The organism is Mesorhizobium montanum (assembly GCF_033977145.1).
In the GTDB taxonomy this organism is placed as follows: Bacteria; Pseudomonadota; Alphaproteobacteria; order Rhizobiales; family Rhizobiaceae; genus Mesorhizobium; species Mesorhizobium montanum.
Map to the genome: position 1 here is coordinate 124,774 of NZ_JAVIJF010000013.1, position 17,509 is coordinate 142,282.

Here is a 17,509-nt window from a genome sequence, read left to right on the forward strand (position 1 = left end):
CGCTGCCCTCATCTGCCTGCCCTCCTCCGCAGCAGCTACGCTGCTGCGGAGGAGGGTGAACCGGCATCTTCTCCCCGTGAACGGGCAGAAGGACGCTGTTGCCACGCCAGCCTAATCCTCCATCGCGAGCACCGTATGACCTACGCCGTCTCCGAAATCCGACCCACCGTACGGCCACGCAACAAGCGGCTGAGCAAGGCCGCGATCGAGCCATGGCTTTATCTTTCGCCGGCTATCGTCCTGCTGGTCGTCGTGCTTCTGGTGCCGCTGATCATCGGCATCAGTTACTCGTTTCGTAAATTCTCGGCCTTCAAATCCGAATATGTCGGCCTCGGCCAGTATCAGGCGATGCTCTCCGATCAGGTGTTGGGCCAGGCGCTCATCAACACGCTGTGGTGGACGGTCGCCAGCCTGTTCTTCCAGTTCTTCCTCGGGCTTGGCCTCGCGCTGCTGCTCGACAAGCCGTTCTACGGCCGCAAGGTCGTACAGGCGGTTGTCTTCCTGCCTTGGGCCGTGCCGTCCTTCCTCTCGGGTCTCACCTGGGCCTGGCTGTTCAACCCGATCATCGGGCCGCTGCCGCACTGGCTTTTCGCGCTCGGCCTGAAGGCGGAGCCGACCAATGTGCTGTCCGATCCGGCCACCGCCATGTGGGGTCCGATCATCGCCAACATCTGGTTCGGCATTCCCTTCTTTGCCATCACCCTGCTTGCGGCGTTGAAGTCGATCCCATCCGAATTGCATGAGGCAGCGGCCATCGACGGCGCTTCGCCCTGGCAGCGCTTCACCAAGGTGACACTGCCCTTCCTGGCGCCGACCATCGTCATCACGGTCATGCTGCGAACCATCTGGATTGCCACCTTCGCCGATCTGATCTTCGTCATGACCGAAGGCGGGCCTGCCGGGTCGACCAGCACGGTTCCGGTCTACATCTATGTCAGCGCCTTCAAGTCGCTCGACAAGGGCTATGCCTCGGCCGTCGCGGTGCTGCTTCTGGTGCTGCTGATCGCCTACGCCATCGGGCTGATCGCCATCCGCCGCACGCTTGTGAGGCATGTCTGATGATCGCCGGTCGCTCCACCTCTTCACGGCTTCTCGGCGGCATCGGTCTCTACACCGCGATCGCCGCCTATGTTATCTTCGCGCTGTTCCCGATCTTCTGGACGCTGAAGATCTCGGTGACGCCCGAGCGGCTGCTCTATTCGGAAGGCATCACCTTCTGGCCGTCGCAAACGACTTTTCAGAACTTCGTCACCGTGCTCGAAGCCTCCGATTTCCCGCGCTATTTCCTCAACAGCGTGATCGTCTCGGTGTCGACGGCAGCCCTGGTCACGGTCATCGCCACGCTTGCCGGCTATGCCATGTCGCGCTTCACCTTCCGCGGCAAGGCGACGCTGGCGATCATGCTCTTGCTCACCCAGACTTTCCCGCTGGTGATGGTCATACCGCCGATCTACCGCATCATGGGCAATATCGGCCTGACCAACAGCCTGATCGGGCTGATCATCATCTACACCGCCTTCAACACCGCCTTCGCCACCTTCCTCATGCAATCCTTCTTCGACGGCATCCCGAAGGACCTGGAGGAGGCGGCGATGATCGACGGCTGCACGCGCGCGCAGGCGATGCGCCGGGTGATCGTACCGCTGACCTTGCCCGGCATGGGCGCGACGCTGGGCTTCGTCTTCACCGCAGCCTGGAGCGAATTGCTGTTCGCGCTGATGCTGATCTCCAGCGACCAGCAGAAGACCTTTGCCGTCGGCCTGCTCACCTTCATCGGCAAGTTCGCCGTTGACTGGGGACAGATGATGGCCGCCTCCATCCTGGCGTTGATCCCGGTCTGCGTCTTCTTCGCCTTCCTGCAACGCTATCTCGTCACCGGCCTTACCGCCGGCGCGGTCAAAGGATAAAAGATGGCTTCCGTCACGCTGCAAAACGTCGAAAAGGATTATGGCGCGCTGCGCATCCTGCACGGCGTCGATCTCGAGATCGCCGATGGCGAGTTCGTCGTCCTGGTCGGTCCGTCCGGCTGCGGCAAGTCCACGCTGCTTCGCATGATCGCCGGCCTCGAAGAGGTCACCGGCGGCGAGATCCGCATCGGCGAGCGACTGGTCAATGACGTCGCGCCCAAGGACCGCGACATCGCCATGGTCTTCCAATCCTATGCGCTCTACCCGCATATGGACGTCTCCTCGAACATGGGCTTCAGCCTGATGCTGAAGAAGGCGGAGAAGACGACGATCGACGGCAGGGTCGGCGCCACGGCCAAGCGGCTCGGCCTCGATGCTTTCCTCGGCCGCCTGCCGCGCCAGCTCTCCGGCGGCCAGCGCCAGCGGGTCGCCATGGGCCGCGCCATCGTGCGCGACCCGAAAGTGTTCCTGTTCGACGAGCCGCTCTCCAATCTCGACGCCAAACTGCGTGTCCATATGCGCGCCGAGATCAAGGCGCTGCACCAGCAGCTCAAGACTACCTCGGTCTATGTCACCCACGATCAGGTCGAGGCCATGACCATGGCCGACCGCATCGTCGTCATGCATGACGGCTACGTCCAGCAAGTCGGCCATCCGCTGGAGCTTTACGATCGGCCCGCCAACACTTTCGTCGCCGGCTTCATCGGCTCGCCGGGCATGAATTTTTTGCCGGCGAAAGTCGCCAAGGGCGGCAAAGCGGATGCCGTGCTCGCCGACGGCCAGAGGCTGCGGCTGCCGGATGGCCTGCCCCTGAGCGATGGCGAGCCCCTCACCATTGGGTTGCGGCCGGAACACATCAAATTGGTCGACGATGGCTCGCTGAAGGCCGAAGTCGAGGTGGTCGAGCCGCTCGGTCTGTCGACGCAGTTTTATGTTAGGCTGGCCAACCAGCAGATCTGCGTCTTCGTCATGGGTCGCAGCGACGTGAGGCCGGGCGACACGATCCGCCTCGCTGCCGATCCGGCGGCGCTGCATCCCTTCGATCCGAAGAGCGGGGAGCGTATCGGGTAAGGCTGCCGGTGCGGGGCCAGTGCCCCTAAGCTAAAATGGTTCCTGTTGATTCGTCTCGACAGGAACAGGCATGAGCAAGGCCCTCGGCACATTCGCACTGATCACGGTTTTGAGCGCCTTGCTGATGGCGCTGTCATTGGCTGTGGCGAGGCACGGCTATCCCTATGGCGCGTACGGCGTGAAGCGTCTCGACGGCATTGCCGACGCCGGTACCTTCCTTGCCGTCGCCGCCATCTATTTCTTTAGCGCGATGCTGATGATGATCCTGCCCATCCGCGCCGCCGGCATCGTGCTGACCCATACCGCTGACGCAATCTTCTGGGCGACGATCGTGCTGTTTTCGACAATTGTCGGCTCGCTGCTTGCCAGATGGGCCTTCGGCCAGCATGAGGTGCTTTGGGCGCTCTTCAACTGGCGTTTCCTCTTCGTCGCGGCGATCGTGGCGGCACACCTCACCATGAACGAGCTTCGCCGCAACATTCTGATCAGAAGCCTGTTCTTCGTCATCTTCGGCGCGATCACGCTGGCCTGCCTGTTCTGGTCGTTCTCGACCTGACGGGCGCTTGCCCTAGGTTTAAGATCGCGGGTAGACCTCCTGCCGGACAAACACTATATCCACTAGATCATTTGTCTGACAATTGACCGGCCGATGGCTGTCGCGGCCAATCTCGAAGGAAACAAGATGACCGTGCACCGCAAGAACCTGATCGACGGCGAGTGGCTTGGCGAGGCCGGCTCGCGCAACATCAACCCGTCGAACACCAACGACGTCGTAGGCGAATATGCTTCGGCCGGGCCGGAAGAAGCAACGCAGGCCATTGCCGCCGCCAAGGCGGCCTTCCCGGCGTGGTCTCGCTCCGGACCGCTGGCCCGCCACGCGGTGCTGAAGAAAACCTCCGACGAGATCATGGCGCGCAAGGACGAAATCGGCCGCTCGCTGGCCCGCGAGGAAGGCAAGACGCTGGCCGAAGGCGTCGGTGAGACGATCCGCGCGGCGCAGCTCTTCGATTTCTTCGCCGGCGAGACGCTGCGGCTTTCGGGCGAGATGGTGCCCAGCGTCCGGCCCGGCGTCGGCGTCGAGATGACCCGCGAAGGCGTCGGCGTCGTGGGCATCATCACGCCGTGGAATTTCCCGATCGCCATCCCTGCCTGGAAGATCGCGCCGGCGCTCGCCTACGGCAACACGATCGTCTTCAAGCCGGCCGAACTGGTGCCCGAAAGCGCCTGGACCATCGTCGATATCCTGCATCGCGCCGGCCTGCCCAAGGGCGTGCTCAACCTCGTCATGGGCAAGGGTTCGGTGGTCGGCCAGGCGATGCTCGACAGCCCCGACGTCAACGCCATTTCCTTCACCGGCTCCGTCGGCACGGGCAAGCGCGTCGCTGCCGCAAGCGTCGAGCATATGCGCAAGTTCCAGCTCGAAATGGGCGGCAAGAACCCGCTCGTCGTGCTCGATGACGCAGATATAGCCGTCGCCGTCGATTGCGCGGTCAACGGCGCCTATTTCTCGACCGGACAACGCTGCACGGCGTCCTCGCGTCTCATCGTCACCGACGCCATCCACGACCGTTTCGTCGACGCCATGAAGGAGCGCCTGGACACGCTCGTCATCGGCGATGCGCTTGACGCCAAGACGCAGATCGGCCCGGTCGTCGATCAGACGCAGCTCAAGCAGGATGAAGACTATATCGCCATCGGCCGCCAGGAAGGCGCCGAGCTCGCCTTCGGCGGCGAGCGGCTGGAACGCGAGACGCCCGGCTTCTATCTCAGGCCGGCGCTGTTCCTCGGCTCGACCAATGCCATGCGCATCTCGCGCGAGGAGATTTTTGGCCCCGTCGCCAACGTCATCCGTGTCAAGGACTATGACGAGGCGCTCACCGTCGCCAACGATACCCCGTTCGGCCTGACCTCCGGCATCTGCACCACCAGCCTGAAGCACGCGACGCATTTCAAGCGCAATTCCGAAGCCGGCATGGTCATGGTCAATCTGCCGACGGCGGGCGTCGATTTCCACGTGCCGTTCGGCGGCCGCAAGGGCTCGAGCTACGGTTCGCGCGAGCAAGGCCGCTACGCGATGGAGTTCTATACGACGGTGAAGACCGCCTATACATTAGCCGGCTAATACATGTCGCCCAAAAGTGCGCAGCGGTTTTGGGACAACGACATGTATCAAAACAAAGACTTAAAGCGCGTCGCCTGAATCAGTTTCATCGCGACGCGCTTTAGTCTAATCCGGGAGGCGATCGATGACGCCGAGCATGCCCGGCATGACATGGCTCAACCCGCCGCCGAACCACGCGTTCGGCGACGGCACGCTCACTGTTCGAACCGGCAAGGATACCGATTTCTGGCGCGAGACTTTTTACGGCTTCTGGCGCGACAACGGTCATTTCCTCTACCGTCCCGTCGAGGGTGACTTCAGCGCCGAAGTCACCGTCAAGGGCGACTACAAGGTGCTCTACGATCAGGCTGGGCTGATGCTGCGCCTCAGCGAAACGCACTGGATCAAGGCCGGCATCGAATATACCGACGGGTTGGCATACGTCTCCGTCGTCGTCACCAACGACACCTCCGATTGGTCGCTGGTCGCCATTGCCGCCGGCAAGGACGGCGTCAGGATCCGCCTGACCCGTCACGCCGAAGCGATCCGCATCCAATATCTGGACGTCTCGGACGGCCACTGGAAGCCGGTGCGGCTGGCCTATTTCCCGATCTCCAAAACGGTCGATGTCGGCATGATGTGCTGCTCGCCGCAGCGCGAGGGATTCGAGGTGACATTTTCCGGCTTCACGGTGGGGCCGCCGATTTCGCGGGACCTGCACGACTGACAGATGCGAAAGCCCGCGTTCCCTACGCATCGGATCGGTGCTGGAAGAATTGCAGGAACAATTCGCGCTCGGTGGTGATATCGAGCTTCTGATAGATACGCCGGCGATGGTTCTTCACCGTGCCGACGGTGATGCCGAGCCGCTCGGCGATGTTGGCGGTCGGGTGTCCGGCGAGGATCAGCTGCACCAGCTCGCGCTCGCGCGCTGAAAGCTCGGGCCAGAGGCCTTCCGGAATGCTCGGCTTCTGCTGCGGCGAGGCGCCGGGGCCGCTCGGCGCCGAGGTGCGCGAAAAGTCGGCGCCGCGCGCCTTGATGTCCAGCGCATGCAGCGCCTCGAACACCGGCAGCCGCTCGGTGAGCACCGCGATCTCGCTGTCCTTGAACGACAGAGACGAGCGGTCGAGGAAGATCCCGAGGCACCAGTCGCCGCCGTCGGCGAGCAGGATGCCGACCTCGTCGCAGATTTCCGACTGTGCCAGGAAGCCGGCTATGTACTGGCCGCGCTTGGCCTCTTCGTCGGCCAATCCTTTCAACGGCATGATGCCGAGCCGGCGTTCGCGCCGCCAGGAGGCGTAGAAGGGATCGAAGACGTAGTAATTGTCGAGATAGCGCCGTACCATCTCGTCCGAGAAGCGTCGGTGCTTGACGAATTCCGGCGTCCTGGTCGCCGAGTACCGCGTCACCGTCACCAGGTCATGCGCGATGTCGGCGCCGATCAGGTCGATCAGGCAGTCGACATGCCGGTCGGTGCCGGTGGCGGCGATCGCCCTGGCCAGCGGCGCCCAGATATTGCTCATGCGCATGCCCTTTTCTCGGCGAACCGCGCCGCGCGGTCATTGTGTCTTTAGGCATATGGCGCGATCCGGCTGATCGAATCTAGCCTGTGGCCATTCTCGATGAGGGAAGGCGACCCGTGGACCAGATCACTACCAACCCAATCGTCATCGGTATCGACGCCGGCGGCACCATGACCGATACGATCCTTGTCGATCAGGACGGTCACTTCAAGATCGGCAAGTCGGCGACGACGCCGAAGGACGAGGCCGAAGGTTTCCTGGCCTCGGCCGAGGACGCGGCGGATGCCTGGGGCATCTCGCTGCAGGAGCTGTTCTCGGGCGTCAATGTGGTGCTCTATTCCGGCACCGGCATGCTCAACACGCTGCTGTCGCGCACCGGCCGCAAGCTCGGGCTGATCACCACCAAGGGCCTCGAGGACATGATCCTGATGGGCCGCGGCCTGCAGGCATGGGCCGACTATTCCTATGCCGACCGTCTGCATGCGGTCACCCACCATCATCCCGTTCCGCTGGTGCCGCGCCGGCGCACGCACGGCGTGACAGAGCGCATCGACCAATTCGGCGACGTCATCCTGCCGCTCTACGATCACGACGTGCATGCCGCTGCGAGGAAGCTGATCGCCGACAAGGTCGAGGCGATCTGCATCATGACCGTGTTCTCGCACGTCAATCCGGCGCATGAGAAGCGCATCGCCGAGATCTGCCGGGAGGAGATCGCGGCCGCCGGCGCCGACATCCTCGTCTACACCAGCCATGAAGTGCGCCCGGTGATCCGCGAGCAGTCGCGGCTGAACTCGGTGCTGATCGAGGCCTACGCCACATCGCGCGGCCGCAAGCAGCTTAAGGGCATCGAGGACGTCTCGAAGAAATACGGCTTCAAATACGGCGTGCAGACACTGCTCTCCTTCGGCGGTCTCACCTCGATCAACCATCCGCGCCTGCATGAGACGATGATCTCCGGCCCGATCGGCGGCATCCTGGGTGCTGCCTATGTCGGCAAGCTGATAGGCAACGATTCGCTGATCTGTTCGGATATGGGCGGCACCTCCTTCGACATGGGCGTCATCACCCGCGGCCAGACGCGGATCGAGAACGAGCCGCTGATGGACCGCTTCAAGTTGAACGTGCCGACGCTGCATCTCGACACGATCGGCGCCGGCGCCGGCATGATCCTGAAGGTCGATCCGCTGACGAAAAAGGTCTCGCTGGGGCCGGAAAGCGCCGGCTCCGACCCCGGTCCGATCTGCTTCGCCAAGGGCGGCACCGAGCCGACCATCGCCGACTGCGATGCCATCCTAGGCCGCCTCAACCCCCATTACTTCCTTGGCGGCAAGGTCGTGCTTCAGGTCGAGAAGGCAAGGAAGGCCTTCGAGGAGAAATGCGCCCGCCTACTCGGCGTCGGCGTCGAGGAAGCCGCCGAAGGCATGATCGAGATGCTGGAGGCCGACGCCAACAATGCGCTGCGCCGCGTCATCTCCGGCCAAGGAATCCACCCGTCGGAATTCACGCTGCTCTCCTATGGCGGCTCCGGGCCGCTGCATCTTGCCGGTTGCTCGCGCGGTGTCGGCTTCAAGGACATCATCACCTTCCAGTTCGCCGCCGCCTTCTCGGCCTTCGGCTGCACCACCGCCGACTTCATGCGCCGTCATTCGGTGTCGACGCAGATCGACATCGGCGCGCGGGCCAGCGACGACGAGCTGGTCGCCTTCGGCAGGAAGGTCACCGCCGTCTGGAACGATCTCACCAGGGCGGCGGTCGATGAGATGATCGCCGACGGCCACAGCCGCGACAAGATCAGGACCGCGCCGTTCCTGATGATGCGCTACACCGGTCAGCTCGAGGACGTCGAGGTGATGGCGCCGCTGTCGGTGCTTCAATCGGCCGACGACATGCGCAAGGTCATCGACGAGTTCGAGGCGGTCTATGCCAAGGTCAACCATCGTGTCTCGCGCTATGGCGAAGCCGGCTTCTCGATCACCGAGCTCGGGCTGGTCGCCACCGCCGACAAGGTCAAGCCGGTGCTGCTCAAGCGCCCGCTCGGCAAGTCCGACCCTGCATCGGCCCACAAGGGCGTGCGCGAGGCCTATGTCGGCGGCCGCTGGCACAAGGCCAATCTCTACGAGATGGACCTTCTGCAACCCGGCCATGAGGTGACCGGCCCGGCTATCATCGAACACCCGGCGACGACGCTCGTCGTTCACCCGCAGGACCGCGTCCATGTCGATGAATGGACGCTGCTGCACTACACCCACGCTTGAGAAGGGCGAACGCCATGCTGGACAAACCCGCCTCCGCGCTGCGCCTCCGCGAAAGGCTGATCGAATCCGAACGGCTGATGGAAGAGACCGGCTGCTATGACGGCATCACCGAGCTCGAACTGCGCAACCAGGATCCGCTGAAATTCGAGACGCTGCACACCAAGCTGCGTGCCTATTGCGTCTCGGCCCGCGAGATGGCGCGGCGCATCTCGGCTTCGCCGGGCGTGCGCGAGGTCGGCGAGATGGTCGTCGCCATCTACACGCCGGAGGGCGATGCGATCGCGCTTTCCAACGGCATCATGGTGCATGTGCACACGATGAGCCGTTTCATCAAATGGATGATCCGCAACGGCTACGAGGAGAACCCGCGGATCCGCGACGGCGACATCTTCGCCAACAACGACGCCTTTATCGGCACCGTGCAGGTGCCGGACGTGATGGACGTGGTGCCGATCTTCCATTCGGGCAAACTGGTCGGCTGGGCCGGCGCCGTCTGCCACGAGCTCGAAGCCGGCGGCATCACGCCCGGCGGCGACGTGGCGCTGGCGCAGGAGCGCTTCACCGAAGGCCTTTTCGTCTGCGCCGAAAAAGTCGGCGAGAATGACGAGCTGCGGCGTGACTACGTCATCCGCTGCGAGCGCAATCTGCGCATGCCGATCTACTGGGTGCTCGACGAGAAGGCCAAGGTCGCGTCCTGCATCGACATGCGCGAAAGCGTCAAAGCGCTGATCGACGAGATCGGCCTCGACTACTGGATAAAGGTGTCGAAGGAGTTCATCGAGGAGGGCCGCCGCGCCCAGCTCGCCCGCACGCGCCAGCTCACCGTGCCCGGCCTCTATCGCGGCCACACCTTCTACGGCCACGTCACAGCCGGCAAGCCGGGCTACCAGCCGCTTGGCGATCCCGACTGGCTCTACAACATCCCGATCGAGATGGAGATCACTTCCGACGGCAGGATCATCATGGACTTCGAGGGCACCCAGCCCTGGGGCTACCATTCGATGAACTGCACGCCGGCCGGCATGGATGGCGGCATGTTCGTGACGCTGACCCAGCACATGAACTTCGAGGGCCTGGTCAATGACGGCGCCTGGATGGCGACCGAGCTGAAGCTGCCGCACGGCACCTGGACCAACCCCGACAACGAGATGGTGGCGACCGCCACCTCCTGGGCGCTGCTTCTGCCCGCCTATGGCGTCTTCCAGCGGCTGTTATCGCGCTCGTTCATCGCTCGCGGTTTCGTCGAGGAAGCCTTTGTCGGCCAGGTCAACAGCCCGATGATCGAGATGGGCGGCACCAGCCAGTACGGCACGCTGTTCGGCATGGCGCATTTCGAATGCGCCGCCGCCGGCTCCGGCGCCTTGGCCATTAAGGACGGGCTCGACACCGCCTATGTCGGCTGGAATCCGGAATCCGACATGGGCAACATCGAGATCTGGGAACAGAACATGCCGATGCTCTATATCGGCCGCTCCATCGTTCCCAATTCCGGCGGCGCCGGCAAATATCGCGGCGGCTGCTCCTTCCTGTCGACCTGGTTGGTCAGCAAGACCGATCATCTCAGGCTGGTTACGTCGGAGCATTCCTCCCGCGTCTTCGACAATGGCGGGCTGTGCGGCGGCTATCCGGCGCCGACCTGCCAGAAGCACCGCGCGGTGCGCGACTCGAACATCTTCGAGCTGGCTGAAAAAGGCGCGCCGCTGGCGCATCACACCGGCACCAATCCGTACCGCTCGGAGCTGGAAGTGCGGCTGGAAGGCGAGCATGTGACGATGGAAGGGCCCTATATCACCGCGCCCCACAAGACCGGCGACGTCTTCACCCATTCCTACAATGGCGGCGGCGGTTACGGCGACGTGCTGGAACGCGATCCCGTCAAGACCGCCTGGGACGTCGAGAACGGTTTTCTCACCAAGGAAGCAGCCGAGGGCATCTTCGGCATCATGCTCGACGAGGATGCGGAGGGCTTCCCGGTCGCCAATCTGGAAGCCACCAAGCGCCACCGCGCCGAGATGCGGGCGCAGCGCCTGGCGCGCGCCAGGCCGGTCTCCGAATGGATGGCCAAGGAGCGTGGGCGGGTCAAGGCGGCCGATTTCGCGCCTGAGGTGAAGAAGATGTATGCGAGCGCAATCAAGCTGTCTTCGCGCTTCACCAAGGACTTTTCGACCTTCTGGGACGTCGATGCCAAATCGACCTTCGGCGTGGAGTAAGAGACCATGACCTCATACAGCAAGGAAGTCATCGCCGATCTGGTTGGCGGCACGCTGCCCTGGCCGCAGACGCGCCGCATCATGAGCGCCTACAAGGATGACGACCGCTTCTTCAAATACGTCTCGGTGCTGCAGGACCGCGTCGGCTGGAGCGATCCGATCCTGCTCCCCGTGGGCGATCATCTCTTCATCTGCCAGAGCGGCGAAGAGCGGGTGACCAAATGCGAATGCGGCCATTCCTTCGGCGACTACCGCAAGAACTGGAAGCTGAAGGCCGCGATCGTCGTGCGCGACACCGAGGAAGCGCTGCGCGAGATCTACCCCAACAGCGACCTGCCGGATCCAGACTGGATGGAAATCCGCGAGTTCATCTGCCCTCAATGCGGCACGCTGCACGAGGTGGAAGCGGCCGCGCCCGGCTATCCGATCGTGCATGATTTCGAGCCGGATCTCGAAGGTTTTTATCGTGACTGGCTGGGCAAGCCGCTGGAGCCGTCAGACAGGGAAGGTTAATGCCGGCAATGGGCCGTGTCGCAGGCAAAGTAGCGCTCCTTACCGGGGCCGGGCTTGGTCTCGGGCGGGCGTCGTCGCTCCTGCTGGCATCGGAAGGCGCGAAGCTGGTCGTCAGCGATATTGACGAAAGCCTCGCCGGCAACACGGCGGCAGAGATCGCCAAGGCCGGTGGCGAAGCATTGGCGCTTCGTCACGACGTCTCGAGTCCGGAGGACTGGTCCTCGGTCATGGCGGCGATCGAGCAGCGCTTCGGCTGGCTCGACGTGCTGGTCAACAATGCCGGCATCGCCATGGCTAAGAATATCGAGGACACAACGCTCGCCGAATGGCGGCGCACCATGGCGGTCAATCTCGACGGCGTCTTCCTCGGATGCCAGGAAGGCATCAAATCGATGAAGAGATCCGGCGGCGGATCGATCGTCAATCTTTCCTCCATCGACGGCATCATCGGCGAGGCGGACCTCGCCGCCTACTGCGCCTCCAAGGGTGGCGTGCGCACGCTGACCAAGGCGGTCGCGGTGCACTGCGCCGAGCAACGCTACGGCATCCGCTGCAATTCCATCCATCCCGGCTACATCTGGACACCGCAGACCGAGAACTATCTGCGCGATCTTGGAGAACTTGAGCAGGAGAAGGCCAAGGCGCTTTCCCGCCATCCGATCGGCTTCCTCGGCGAGCCCAGCGACATCGCCTACATGGTCCTCTATCTCGCCTCGGACGAATCCAAATTCGTCACCGGCTCCGAAATGGTCGTCGACGGAGGCTATCTTGCAGTGTGAACACGGAGAGCCTTCGCGATGACCAACCTCACCGGCCGCAGCGCCATCGTCACCGGCGGCTTTTCGGGCATGGGTTTCGCCATTGCGACGGCGCTCGCCAGGGCAGGCGCCAATGTCGCCGTCGGCTCCTATGTGGCGCCGCCGCAATCGGGCAGGGCGGACGCCGCCTATTATCCCGGCGCGGACGAGATCGAACGCGTGACGTCGGCGCTTGCGGCCCACGGCACCAAGGTGCACGCCGCCCATCTCGACGTGCGCGACAGCGACCTCAGCAATCGTTTCATGGCCGAGGCTCAAGCGGCCGTCGGTCGCGCCGACATCCTGGTCAACGCCGCGGGCACCACGGCCGAACAGCCGGTCTGCGGCCATTCCGACGCGCTCTGGGACAAGATCGTCGACACCAATCTCACCGGCGCCTTCCGCACCACGCGCGCCGTGCTGCCAGGCATGATCGAGCGCGGTTGGGGCCGCATCGTCAACATCGGCTCGACGGCGGCGTCGGTCGGCTGGAAGGACAATCCCGCCTATTGCGCCTCCAAGGCCGGCCTGCTCGGCTTGACGCGCTGCGTGGCTCTCGAAGGCGCTTCGCATGGCGTCACCTGCGTGATGATCAGCCCGACCTGGGTCGAGACCGAGCTGATGCGCCGCAACGTGGCGCAGGTCGTCGAGCGCGAAGGCAAGGGCCGCAGCGCCGAAGCGGTGATGGACGAATTCAGGAAAGGCAATCCCCAGGGGCGCATGATGCAGCCGGAAGAAATCGCCGCGCTCGCGGTCTTTCTCTGCTCGGATATCGCCAAGGGGATCACCATGGAAAATATCCAGATCACCGGCGGAGCCTTGTGGTAGCGTCCGCACGGGGATTGATCCCGGCCTTCAGGGAGGAGGCCGGCATAGAAGAAGGGTCATCAACCAGACAGGGGAACCGACATGAAAACGATAAATGCCTTGCAAGGGGCCGGCCTTGGCCTCGCTTTGATGCTTGCCGCAACGACGGCCGGGCAAAGCGCCGATCTCGGCGCCAAGGACGAGCCGATCAAACTCGCCATGCTGGAATGGACCGGCGCGCATGTTTCCACCCACATTGCCGGCCAGCTTCTGGACAAGCTGGGCTATAAGGTCGAATACGTGACCGCAGGCAACTTCCCGCAATTCTCGGGCCTGGCCGACGGCTCGCTCAGCGCCTCGGTCGAGATCTGGCTCAACAATGTCGGCGACATCTATCCGAAGGTGTTGGCGGCCAAGCAGATCGAGGACGTTGGCAAGCTCGACCTGAAGACGCAGGAAGGCTGGATCTATCCGAAATTCATGGAGAAGGTCTGTCCCGGCTTGCCGGACTGGAACGCGCTGAACAAGCCCGAATGCGTCCAGGCGCTGTCGACGCCGGAGACAGCGCCCAACGGCCGTTTCCTCGACTATCCGGCCGACTGGGGCTCGCGCGCGGCCACCATCCTTGCCGACAACAGCATGCCTTACACCGCCGTGCCCTCCGGTTCCGAAGGCGCGCTGGTCGCCGAATTGGAAGCCGCCGAAGCCGCCAAGACGCCGCTGGTCATGATGTTCTGGGGGCCGCACTATGCGCTGGCCGAGAACGATGTCGGTTGGATCACCATGCCGCCCTGCAAGGAGCAGACCAACGAGCACTGCATCACGCCGCCCGATGTCGACAAGATCGTCTGGTCCGGCTTCGGCGCCAAATGGCCGGCGGCCTACGCCTTCCTCAAGGCGTTCAAGATGGACGCGACCGAGCAGCAGAAGCTGATGCTGGCCGTCGACAAGCAGGGCAAGGACCTTGACGCCGTCGTCAAGGAATGGATCGACAAGAACGAGGCGGTGTGGAAACCTTGGCTCGACGCCGCCAAGGGATAGTTCGCCAATGTGCCTGGCAAAGGCCGAGGGCAACAGAGGCCCGGTTTCCGCAATGCGCGGAGCCGGGCGAGCAATCGGCACGGGTTGATAGGGATGAACGTTGCCGCGCGTCCGATAAAGCTTGCCTGCCGAAATGTCTGGAAGGTCTATGGCCGGCGCCCGGCCTATTATTTCGATTCGCGCGGCTATGTCATCGACCCCGATGCGCTGGCCGAGCGCCTGCGCGCGGAGGCGCATCTGCCCGCGGTCGTCGATGCCAGTTTCGAAGTGGCGACCGGCGAGATCTTCGTCATCATGGGTTTATCCGGCTCCGGCAAGTCGACCTTGGTCCGCTGCCTGTCGCGCCTGATCGAGCCGAGCGCGGGAGAAATCCTGCTCGACGGCAGGAACCTGCTCGCCGCCAGCGGCAAGGAATTGATCGAGCTGCGCCGCCACGCCATGGGCATGGTGTTCCAGAATTTCGGCCTGTTGCCGCATCTGAACGTGCTGGGCAACGTCGCCTTCCCGCTGAAGATCCAGGGCAAGCCGGCGAAGGAACGCGAGGCCCGCGCCCGCGAGATGATCGCGCTTGTCGGGCTCGAGGGGCGCGAAGCCTCGTTCCCGCATCAGCTCTCCGGCGGCCAGCAGCAGCGCGTCGGCATCGCCCGTTCGCTCGCGGTGGGACCGGAGCTTTGGTTCCTCGACGAGCCGTTCTCGGCACTCGATCCGCTGATCCGCAAGCAGATGCAGGACGAGTTCCTGCGCTTGCAGCGCATGCTGAAGAAGACCATCATCTTCATCACCCACGATATCGCCGAGGCTTTCCGCCTGGCCGACCGGCTGGCGATCATGCGGGCCGGCAAGATCGTGCAGATCGGCCGCCCGGCCGACATCGTGCTCAACCCGGCCGACGACTATGTCGCGCAATTCACCGAGGACATGCCGCTGCTGCGCGTCATCAGGGCCGGCGACATCGCCACGCCCGCCGATGGCGCGGCGCTTCCGGAAGTGAGCGTTGCCGCCGACACCAGCCTCGAAACCCTGATTCCGCAACTCGCCTCCGGCGTGGCGGCTTTCACGGTGCCGGGCGCGGGCGACAGCCGGCCGGCGGTGCTCAGCGCCGGCGCCGTGCTTGCCGTGCTTGAGCGCGAGCAGGCGAGGCGCACGCGCTCATGACGGCGCCAGCCGCGATCGCACGATCCTCGCAAAGGTTCGCTGTCGCGCCGGCCCTTGTTCCCTGGTGTGGCCTGGCGGTGCTGACGGTGCTTTGCCTGCTGCTGAAAACCGACCTTCCCTGGCTGGTCAATTTCCCCAAGGAATGGACGCTGCCGCTGGCCTCTTACGTCGACGCCGTGACCGATGCGGTCGTCGCGGTGATCCAGCCCGGATTCCGGACGCTCTCCGCCTTGCTCGATGCGCCGATGCGCGGCGCGCGGCTGGCGCTTGCCTGGCTGCCCTGGCCTGCTGTGATGCTGGCTGTCGCCGCGCTTGCGCTGAAGTCGAGCGGCGAGCGCCTGGCGATCTTTGCCCTGCTTACGCTTGGCTACATTCTGCTCGCGGGGTACTGGCCGCAGAGCATGAACACGCTTGCGCTGGTGCTGCTGGCCGTGCCGATATCGACCGTGCTCGGCTTCGTCCTCGGCGTCCTTGGTCATGCCCGCCCGCGTTTGCGCCCGGTATTGCTCGGCGCGCTCGACCTGATGCAGACGGTGCCGGCCTTCGCCTATCTCATCCTGCTGCTGCTTCTGTTCGGCTTCGGTCCGGTGGTCGGGCTGATCGCCTCGGCGATCTACGCGACGCCGCCGATGGTGCGCAACACCATGCTCGGCCTCGACCGGGTGCCGGCGGCAATCAGCGAGGCCGGCCTGATGAGCGGCTGCACGCGCCGCCAGCAATTCTGGCAGGTCGAGGTGCCGACGGCGCTGCCGCAGCTTCTCGTCGGCTTCAACCAGACGACGATGGCCGCACTTTCGATGGTCATCGTCGCGGCAATCATCGGCGGCTTCGAGGATATCGGCTGGGAGGTCCTGTCCTCGATGCGCAAGGCCGAGTTCGGCCAGAGCATCCTCTCCGGCCTGGTCATCGCGCTGCTCGCCATCCTCATCGACCGCCTCACCATCGGCTTTGCCAGGGATCCCGCGACCGGTCCGACGCCTGCCATGCGGTGGATGACATCGCGGCGGCTGATGTTGGCGCTGGGGCTCGCCCTTGCGATTGCGATCGTCATTCGCCTACTCGCGCCGGATGCGGCACTTCTGCCGGAAACCGGACTGCGCACCGAGATGGGCGCCGTCAATCAATGGCTGCTCGGGATTGTCCGTGACTACGCCTGGTTCTTCGACGGCGTGCGCAACGCCGTTCTCTATTGCTTGCTTCTGCCGATGCGGATCGGCATTTCAGGCGCTGCCACGCCCGCCATCTGGGGCGTCGCGCTGTCGCCGACGATGGCGGCGGTCTATTTCGTCTTGGTGCTGGCCCTGGCCGGGCTGGCGATACGCCGTTTCGGCGGGCAGGGAGCGTTGGTGATGCTGGCCGCCGGCCTCATCCTCTACACCGGCTTCCTCGGCCTACCCTGGCCGATCTTCATCCTTGCCATTTCACTCCTTGCCGGTCAGGTGGCCGGTCGGCGGCTCGGCCTCTTCGCCCTTGCCGGTTTCGCGCTGATCCTGGTCAACGGATTGTGGCCGCAGCTGGTGCAGTCGCTCTATCTCTGCACGCTGGCGGTTCTGCTTTGCCTTTTGGTCGGCGGCGCGCTCGGCACATGGGCGGCGCATAGCGATCGCGTCTCGCACATTCTCAAGCCGATCTGCGACGCGTTGCAGACCATGCCGCAATTCGTCTTCCTCATCCCGGCGCTGATGTTCTTCAAGGTCGGCGAGTTCACGGCGCTGATCGCCATCATGCTCTACGCCATCGTGCCGCCGATCCGCTATGTCGAGCATGGTTTGCGGCATGTGCGCGCCGATGTCGTCGAGGCAGTCGAGCAGATGGGCGCGACACCGTTGCAGACGCTGCTGCAGGCCAAGCTGCCGCTTGCTCTGCCGGTGGTCATGCTCGGCCTCAACCAGACCATCATGGCGGCGCTCTCGATGCTGGCGATTGCCGCCCTTGTCGGCACGCGCGACCTTGGCCAGGCGGTCTATGTCGCGCTCGGCAAGGCCGATGCCGGCATGGGCCTCATCGCCGGCCTGTCGATTGCCTTCCTGGCGATCCTGGCCGACCGGCTCATCCAGGCCGCGGTCGCGCGCTCCACTTCTGCCTAAAGCGCGTCGCGATGAAACGGATTCAGGCGACGCGCTTTA

The 17,509-nt window shown here is 64.0% G+C and carries 15 protein-coding genes; 14 read left to right on the forward strand and 1 reads right to left on the reverse strand.

Going from position 1 to position 17,509, the window contains the following annotated elements; genetic code table 11:
* Nucleotides 1-135: 135 nt before the first annotated feature.
* The 6 genes from RFM68_RS18790 (at nucleotide 136) to RFM68_RS18815 (ending at nucleotide 5,806) form a co-directional block, all read left to right on the forward strand.
* The gene (locus RFM68_RS18790) at nucleotides 136-1,059 is read left to right on the forward strand and encodes a carbohydrate ABC transporter permease (protein ID WP_320234498.1); all 924 of its coding nucleotides are present in this window, start codon (nucleotides 136-138) and stop codon (nucleotides 1,057-1,059) included.
* Nucleotides 1,059-1,907 (forward strand): carbohydrate ABC transporter permease, encoded by an 849-nt coding sequence (locus RFM68_RS18795; protein WP_320234499.1) that lies wholly within the window; start codon nucleotides 1,059-1,061, stop codon nucleotides 1,905-1,907. The genes RFM68_RS18790 and RFM68_RS18795 overlap by 1 nt, the downstream gene beginning before the upstream one ends.
* 3 nt (nucleotides 1,908-1,910) lie before the next feature.
* A complete protein-coding gene (locus RFM68_RS18800; protein ID WP_320234500.1) occupies nucleotides 1,911-2,978 on the forward strand; it encodes an ABC transporter ATP-binding protein in 1,068 nt (355 codons plus the stop codon).
* A 70-nt stretch (nucleotides 2,979-3,048) separates the two neighbouring features.
* The gene (locus RFM68_RS18805) at nucleotides 3,049-3,534 is read left to right on the forward strand and encodes a hypothetical protein (RefSeq protein ID WP_320234501.1); all 486 of its coding nucleotides are present in this window, start codon (nucleotides 3,049-3,051) and stop codon (nucleotides 3,532-3,534) included.
* Nucleotides 3,535-3,660: 126 nt separating this feature from the next.
* The gene (locus tag RFM68_RS18810; RefSeq protein WP_320234503.1) at nucleotides 3,661-5,100 is read left to right on the forward strand and encodes an aldehyde dehydrogenase family protein; all 1,440 of its coding nucleotides are present in this window, start codon (nucleotides 3,661-3,663) and stop codon (nucleotides 5,098-5,100) included.
* Between the two features lie 124 nt (nucleotides 5,101-5,224).
* Nucleotides 5,225-5,806 (forward strand): DUF1349 domain-containing protein, encoded by a 582-nt coding sequence (locus tag RFM68_RS18815; protein WP_320234504.1) that lies wholly within the window; start codon nucleotides 5,225-5,227, stop codon nucleotides 5,804-5,806.
* 22 nt (nucleotides 5,807-5,828) lie between these two features.
* Here the strand turns inward: RFM68_RS18815 and RFM68_RS18820 are convergent, their stop codons facing one another.
* On the reverse strand, nucleotides 5,829-6,608 hold the full coding sequence (locus RFM68_RS18820) for a helix-turn-helix transcriptional regulator (protein ID WP_320234505.1): 780 nt from the start codon (nucleotides 6,606-6,608) through the stop codon (nucleotides 5,829-5,831).
* 110 nt (nucleotides 6,609-6,718) lie between these two features.
* Between RFM68_RS18820 and RFM68_RS18825 the strand changes: the two genes are divergently transcribed.
* The 8 genes from RFM68_RS18825 to RFM68_RS18860 all read left to right on the forward strand — a co-directional run bounded on the left by RFM68_RS18825 (nucleotide 6,719) and on the right by RFM68_RS18860 (nucleotide 17,470).
* Entirely contained in the window at nucleotides 6,719-8,860 is a 2,142-nt protein-coding gene (locus RFM68_RS18825; protein ID WP_320234506.1) for a hydantoinase/oxoprolinase family protein, read from the forward strand.
* 14 nt (nucleotides 8,861-8,874) lie between these two features.
* On the forward strand, nucleotides 8,875-11,070 hold the full coding sequence (locus RFM68_RS18830; RefSeq protein WP_320234507.1) for a hydantoinase B/oxoprolinase family protein: 2,196 nt from the start codon (nucleotides 8,875-8,877) through the stop codon (nucleotides 11,068-11,070).
* Between the two features lie 6 nt (nucleotides 11,071-11,076).
* Nucleotides 11,077-11,583 carry an acetone carboxylase subunit gamma gene (locus RFM68_RS18835; RefSeq protein WP_320234508.1) on the forward strand — a complete coding sequence of 169 codons (507 nt, stop codon included), beginning with the start codon at nucleotides 11,077-11,079 and terminating at the stop codon, nucleotides 11,581-11,583.
* 8 nt (nucleotides 11,584-11,591) lie between these two features.
* A complete protein-coding gene (locus RFM68_RS18840; RefSeq protein WP_320234509.1) occupies nucleotides 11,592-12,362 on the forward strand; it encodes a glucose 1-dehydrogenase in 771 nt (256 codons plus the stop codon).
* 18 nt (nucleotides 12,363-12,380) lie between these two features.
* The gene (locus RFM68_RS18845) at nucleotides 12,381-13,208 is read left to right on the forward strand and encodes an SDR family NAD(P)-dependent oxidoreductase (protein ID WP_320234510.1); all 828 of its coding nucleotides are present in this window, start codon (nucleotides 12,381-12,383) and stop codon (nucleotides 13,206-13,208) included.
* An 81-nt stretch (nucleotides 13,209-13,289) separates the two neighbouring features.
* The gene (locus RFM68_RS18850) at nucleotides 13,290-14,228 is read left to right on the forward strand and encodes an ABC transporter substrate-binding protein (protein ID WP_320234511.1); all 939 of its coding nucleotides are present in this window, start codon (nucleotides 13,290-13,292) and stop codon (nucleotides 14,226-14,228) included.
* A gap of 93 nt (nucleotides 14,229-14,321) precedes the next feature.
* Nucleotides 14,322-15,383: a quaternary amine ABC transporter ATP-binding protein gene (locus tag RFM68_RS18855; RefSeq protein WP_320234512.1), complete on the forward strand. Its 1,062-nt coding sequence runs from the start codon at nucleotides 14,322-14,324 to the stop codon at nucleotides 15,381-15,383.
* Nucleotides 15,380-17,470, forward strand: a complete 2,091-nt coding sequence (locus RFM68_RS18860) for an ABC transporter permease (protein WP_320234513.1) — start codon at nucleotides 15,380-15,382, stop codon at nucleotides 17,468-17,470. Before RFM68_RS18855 ends, RFM68_RS18860 begins: the two co-directional genes overlap by 4 nt.
* The last annotated feature ends 39 nt before the right edge of the window (nucleotides 17,471-17,509 follow it).